Annotated in this window: 5 protein-coding genes; 1 reads left to right on the top strand and 4 read right to left on the bottom strand. The window is 71.7% G+C overall.

Annotated elements, in window-relative coordinates:
- Positions 1-2,873 (bottom strand): indolepyruvate ferredoxin oxidoreductase family protein (locus AC27VN_RS29960; RefSeq protein WP_490878901.1); only part of this gene is annotated, 2,873 nt, incomplete at its 3' end.
- A gap of 119 nt (positions 2,874-2,992) precedes the next feature.
- Between AC27VN_RS29960 and AC27VN_RS29955 the strand changes: the two genes are divergently transcribed.
- On the top strand, positions 2,993-3,487 hold the full coding sequence (locus AC27VN_RS29955) for an Lrp/AsnC family transcriptional regulator (protein WP_057589770.1): 495 nt from the start codon (positions 2,993-2,995) through the stop codon (positions 3,485-3,487).
- Positions 3,488-3,497: 10 nt separating this feature from the next.
- Here the strand turns inward: AC27VN_RS29955 and AC27VN_RS29950 are convergent, their stop codons facing one another.
- The 3 genes from AC27VN_RS29950 to AC27VN_RS29940 form a co-directional block, all read right to left on the bottom strand.
- Positions 3,498-4,907 (bottom strand): FAD-binding oxidoreductase, encoded by a 1,410-nt coding sequence (locus AC27VN_RS29950; protein WP_490878900.1) that lies wholly within the window; start codon positions 4,905-4,907, stop codon positions 3,498-3,500.
- Between the two features lie 14 nt (positions 4,908-4,921).
- Entirely contained in the window at positions 4,922-5,686 is a 765-nt protein-coding gene (locus tag AC27VN_RS29945; RefSeq protein WP_490878899.1) for an ABC transporter ATP-binding protein, read from the bottom strand.
- On the bottom strand, positions 5,683-6,035 hold a 353-nt coding region (locus tag AC27VN_RS29940; RefSeq protein WP_490878898.1), incomplete at its 5' end, for an ABC transporter ATP-binding protein C-terminal domain-containing protein. The genes AC27VN_RS29945 and AC27VN_RS29940, both read right to left, overlap by 4 nt.

Raw genomic sequence — 6,035 nt, 5'->3', positions numbered from 1 at the left:
AGGAAGCGCACGCGCTCGTCGAGCAGCTTCTCGAAGGACTGCGGCAGGTTCAGCGTGACGACGCTGCCACGGTCGCCCATCAGCGTCTGGCGCCATTGCGGATCGGCGGCCGTGAGCCGGCCGGCCGCGAAGGCGCGCTTGTTGGCGGCCACGGCCACGCCGTTGAGCTCGATCGCGCGCATCAGCGCCGCCAGGCTCACCGGCACGCCGCCCTGCTGCCAGGCATGGCCGAGCATCAGCATGTTGGCGCCGATGGCGTCGCCCAGCAGCGCCTTGGCGGTGGCGTTCGCATCGATGCGCTCGACTTGCGCGGCACCCGCGGCGGCCTCGATCTTGGCGAGCAGCGCGTCCTCGCGGTAGGGCAGGTCGGGCTGGCGCGTGAACTCGGCCAGGGTCTGCAGGTGGGTGTTGACCACCACACGCGTGCGGCCCTCGCCGATCACGCCCAGCACGTCGGGCAGCACGCCCACCACCAGGTCGGCGGCGATCAGGGTGCGCGCGGTGCCCGGCAGCAGGCGCACCGCGTGCAGCGTATCGGGCGTGTCGGCCAGGCGCACGTGGCTCACGACCGAGCCGCCCTTCTGCGCGAGCGCGGTGAAGTCGAGCACCGAGATGCCCTTGCCCTCGAGGTGCGCGGCCATCGCGATCAGCGCGCCGAGCGTGATCACGCCGGTGCCGCCGACGCCCGCGATCATCAGGTCGAAGGGCTGCGCGAGCGAAGGCAGCGCGGGCAGCGGCAGCGCGGCCGCGAGCGCCTCGGGGTCCTGCGCAGGCGCGGCCGCCGTGCCCTTGCGCAGGCTGCCGCCGAGCACGCTCACGAAGCTGGGGCAGAAGCCCTCGGCGCACGAGAAGTCCTTGTTGCAGCTCGACTGGTCGATCTGGCGCTTGCGGCCGAACGAGGTCTCGAGCGGCGCGACCGACAGGCAGTTCGACTGCGTGCCGCAGTCGCCGCAGCCTTCGCAGACCTCGGGATTGATGAGCACGCGCCGCGCCGGATCGGGATAGCTCTTGCGCTTGCGGCGGCGGCGCTTCTCGGCCGCGCAGGTCTGGTCGTAGACCAGCACCGTGACGCCCGCGATCTCGCGCAGCTCGCGCTGCACCATGTCGAGCTCGCGCCGGTGCCGCACCTGCACGCCCGCGGCCAGCGTCACGCCGTGGTAGCGCTGCGGCTCGTCGGTCACCACCACCACCTTGCGCGCGCCCTCGCTCGCGACCTGGGTGCAGATCTGCGGCACGCTGGTCTGGCCGTCGACGGGCTGGCCGCCGGTCATCGCCACCGCGTCGTTGAACAGGATCTTGTAGGTGATGTTGGCGCCGCCCGCCACCGCCTGCCGGATCGCGAGGTAGCCCGAGTGGAAGTAGGTGCCCTCGCCCATGTTCTGGAACACGTGCGGCACGCGCGTGAAGGCGCCGCGCCCGAGCCAGTCGGTGCCCTCGCCGCCCATCTGCGTGAGGCCGCCGGTGCCGCGGTCCATCCAGCTCGCCATGTAGTGGCAGCCCACGCCGGCCTGCGCCTGGCTGCCCTCGGGCACCTTGGTCGAGCTGTTGTGCGGGCAGCCCGAGCAGAAGTACGGCAGCCGCCGCATGCCATCGGCCTCGTTCGACAGCGCCGCGCGCGCGGCGAAGCGCGCGCTGTCGATGCGCGCGACCAATGGATGCTCGACGGCGCGCAGCCACGTCAGCAGCGCGGCGGCGATGCTCGCGGGCGAGAGCTGGCCGGTCCAGGCCAGCAGCGGATGGCCCTCGAGGTCCTGCTTGCCGCAGACCGTGGGCCGGCGCGCGCGGTTGAACACCCGGTCCTTGAGCTGCTGCTCGACCACCGAGGCCTTCTCCTCGATCACCAGCACATGCGACAGCCCTTCGCAGAAACGGTCGGCGCCCTCGGCATCGAGCGGGAACACCAGGCCCGGCTTGTAGAGCCGCAGGCCGAGCGCCTGCAGGTCGTCGGCGCCGAGGCCGCAGCGCTGCAGCACCTCCATCAGGTCGTGGAAGGACTTGCCGACCGCCACGATGCCGGCCGTGGCCCCGGGCGCCGGCACCACCAGGCGATCGAGCGGATTGCCGCGCGCGAAGGCGCTGAAGGCCTCGAGCTTGGCGGCCAGCCGCAGCTCGACGGCCGGCGTGAGGAAGTCGCTGGTGCGGTATTCGAGCGCGGAGGTGTCGGGCAACCCGGACGCTTCGGGCAATGCGAGCGCCGCGCCCGAGGAGGCCTCGACCGAACGCGCGCTCTCGACCGTCTCCGAGATCGCCTTGAACGCGACCCAGGTGCTGGCATGGCGCGAGGCGGCCCAGCCCCAGAGGCCGAAGGCTTCGTACTCGTCGACCGAGGCCGGATGCACGATCGGGATGCCCCAGCCCATCAGCGACAGGTCGCTGGCATTGGGAATCGACGAGGACGTGGCCGCATGGTCGTCGCCCACCACCATCAGCACGCCGCCGCGGCGCGAGGTGCCGGCCGCGTTGCCGTGGCGGATCGCATCGCCCGCGCGGTCCACGCCCGGCCCCTTGCCGTACCACATGGCGAACACGCCATCGACCTCGCGCTCGGGGTCCAGGCCGACCTGCTGCGTGCCCATCACTGCGGTAGCGGCCAGGTCCTCGTTGATGGCCGGCAGGAAGCGGATGCCGTGCTCGGCCAGGTCCGACTTGGCGCGCCACAGCTCGGTGTCGACGCCCGCGAGCGGCGAGCCGCGGTAGCCGCTCACGTAGCCCGCGGTGTTCCAGCCGCGGGCCTTGTCCTCCTGCTGCTGGCGGAACAGCAATCGCACCAGCGCCTGGGTGCCGGTGAGGAACACGCGGCCTTCGCGCGCGGTGCGGTTGTCTTCGAGCCGGTAGCCTGTCTCCAGCGCGGGCGCTGCTTCTTCTGTCTGCATGGTGTGGATCCGTCCATCGGGGGGAAGATCAAATATTAATCCGTCTGGACAGCATATATAATTGCGATCCATGCGGCGTTGGTGACAACCCGGCATGTTTCATTCCGGAGAACGCCGCCATGGGAAAGACCGATTCGACGCCGCTGTCCGACGCGCCCACGCGCCGCATCCTCGACCTGCTGCAGGCCGACGGCCGCATGACGGTGCAGGCACTGGCCGACGAGGTGGGCCTGTCCTCGGCGCCCTGCTGGCGCCGGCTGCGCGAACTCGAGGACAGCGGCATCATCCGCCGCTTCGTCGCGCTGGTCGACCGCAACAAGGTCGGCCTGCACGGCTGCATGTTCACGCAGATCAGCCTCGAGCGGCATTCGGAAACGGTGGTGGCGGCCTTCGAGCGCGCGGTGCAGGCCACGCCCGAGATCCTCGAGTGCTGGGTCACCACCGGCGACGGCGACTACATCCTCAAGATCGTGGTGCCCGACGCATTGGCCTTCGACCGCTTCCTGCACCGGTTCATGCTGAAGCTCGAGGGCATCCGGCAGATCAAGACCTCGGTGGCGCTGCGCGAGGTGAAGAACGACACCCGGCTCGACCTGACGCGGGTGCCGCTCTAGGAGAAAAGATTCAAACGCTGCGTTGCCGCAGCACCTTGCCCGGATTCATGACCCCGCGCGGATCGAGCGCCTGCTTGATCGCCGCCATCACGCGCATCGAGGCGCCGCGCTCGAGCTCGAGGAAGTCGAGCTTGCCGTAGCCGATGCCGTGCTCGCCGGTGCAGGTGCCGCCCATCGCGATGGCGCGGCGCATCAGCCGCGCGTTGAGCGTCTCGGCGCGCGCCATCTCGTCGCCATCGGCGGGATCGACCACCACGCACAGGTGGAAGTTGCCGTCGCCCACGTGGCCGCACATGGGCGCGGTGAGCCCGAGCTCCTCGACGTCGGCGCGCGCCGCCAGCACCGCCTCGCTCAGGCGCGAGATCGGCACGCAGGCATCGGTGGGCATGCCCTGGCAGCCGGGACGCAGCGCGAGCGCGGCCCACCACACGTCGTGGCGCGCCTGCCAGAGCCGGCTGCGCTCCTCGGGCGTGTCGGCCCAGGCGAAGCCCACGCCGCCATGCTCGGCCGCGAGTTCCTCGGCCACGCGCACCTGCTGCGCCACGCTCTCGGGCGCGCCGTGGAACTCGAGGAACAGCGTGGGCATGACCGGCAGTCCGAGCTTCGCGTAGCGGTTGCAGGCCTCGACCTGCTGCGCGTCGAGGAACTCGATGCGGCCCACCGGCACGCCGGTCTGCATGATCGCGGTGACCGCCTCGATGGCCTCGCGCAGGTCGGGAAAGCCGCAGCGCGCGGCCGCGATCCGTTCGGGCAACGGATGCAGCCTGAGGCCCACCTCGGTGACGATGCCCAGCGTGCCCTCGGCGCCGGTGAACAGGTGCGTGAGGTCGTAGCCCGCGGCCGACTTGCGCGCGCGCCCGCCGGTGCGCACCACCTCGCCGTCGGGCAGCACCACCTCGAGCGACATCACGCTCTCGCGCATGGTGCCGTAGCGCACGGCGTTGGTGCCCGAGGCGCGCGTCGACACCATGCCGCCGATCGAGGCATCGGCGCCGGGATCGATCGGGAAATGCAGGCCGCTGCCGTGCAGCGCCGCGTTGAGCTGCTTGCGCGTCACGCCGGCCTGCACGCGGCAATCGAAGTCGGCCTCGTGGATCTCGAGCACGGCATTCATGCGCGAGAGGTCGATGCAGATGCCGCCATGCAGCGCCGCGACGCCGCCTTCGCACGAGGTGCCGGTGCCGAACGGGATCATAGGCACCGAAGCCGCGTGGCACAGCCGCGCGACCGCGGCCACCTCCTCGGTCGACTCCGCGAACACCACCGCGTCGGGCGCATGCAGCGGATGGAAGGACACGTCCTTGCCGTGCTGGTCGCGCACCGCCTGGCCGGTCGCGCAGCGCTCGCCGAAGCGTTCGCGCAGCTGGTGGATCACGGCGGCGACGGGGCGCTCGCGCGACGCGAGGGATTCTTCGTTCATCGGGGTCTCCTTCTTCAGGCCGCCAGCTTCTCGGGCGGCATCGATTCGATAGCGGCCGAGGGCGCCGCGGCCCGCCCCAGGTAGCTGTCGGCGACCCGCGCGTCGCGCGCGACCTCGGCGGCCGGCCCCTGCAGGCTCACGCGGCCCATCTCGAGCACGTAGGCATGGTCGGCCACCTCGAAAGCGGCGCGCGCGTTCTGCTCCACCAGCAGGATCGCCACGCCCTGCGCCTGCAGCCGCCGCACGGTGGCGAAGATGTCGCGCACCACCAGCGGCGCGAGCCCCAGGCTAGGCTCGTCGAGCAGCAGGATGCGCGGGCGCGCCATCAGCGCGCGCCCCAGCGCGAGCATCTGCCGCTCGCCGCCCGAGAGCGTGTGCGCGAGCTGCGCATGCCGCTCGCTCAGGCGCGGGAACAGCGCATACACGCGGTCCATCTCGGCGGCAATCGCGCGCCGGCCCGCGCGGCGCCAGCAGAAGGCGCCGAGCTCGAGGTTGTCGGCCACGCTCATGGTGCCGAACAGGTCGCGCTGCTCGGGCACCAGCGCCAGGCCCATGGCCACGCGGCGCTCGGGCGAGACGAAGCGCAGGTCGGTGCCGTCGAGCCGCACCTCGCCGCTCATCGGCAGCCGGCCCATGAGCGCGGCCAGCAGCGTGGACTTGCCGGCGCCGTTGGGACCGACCACGGTGACGATGCCCGAGGGCGGCACCGACACGTCGACCTCGTGCAGCGCCGGGATGCGGCCATGGAACGCGCACAGGGCGCGGGCTTCCAGCGTCATGCCGCGCTCCCCAGGTAGGCCTGCTGCACGCGCGGGTCGTCGCGCACCGCCTGCGCCTCGCCCTCGGCGATCTTCTGGCCGAACTGCATCACGACCAGGCGGTCGGCGATGTCCATGATGAACTCCATGTCGTGGTCCACGATGAGCACGGTCACGCCCTCGCCGCGCAGCTGCTTGAGCAGCGCGGCCAGGGTCTTCTTCTCCTGATGCCGCAGGCCCGCCGCGGGCTCGTCGAGCAGCAGCAGCTGCGGGCGGGCGCACAGGGCGCGCGCGATCTCCAGGATGCGTTGCTTGCCCAGCGGCAGGCTGGCCGCGGGCGCGTTGGCGAGGTCCTCGAGGCCGCAGCGCC

The sequence above is a fragment of the Variovorax sp. 20P10.2.4 genome (genome assembly GCF_058244205.1).
This window is presented reverse-complemented; position numbering and strand designations above follow the sequence as displayed.

What these genes read in the sequence shown, in the direction of transcription:
- AC27VN_RS29955 (WP_057589770.1), top strand. Translation starts at nt 2,993, where the DNA reads ATGGGAAAGACCGATTCGACGCCGCTGTCCGACGCGCCCACGCGCCGC.
- AC27VN_RS29950 (WP_490878900.1), bottom strand. Translation starts at nt 4,907, where the DNA reads ATGAACGAAGAATCCCTCGCGTCGCGCGAGCGCCCCGTCGCCGCCGTG.
- AC27VN_RS29945 (WP_490878899.1), bottom strand. Translation starts at nt 5,686, where the DNA reads ATGACGCTGGAAGCCCGCGCCCTGTGCGCGTTCCATGGCCGCATCCCG.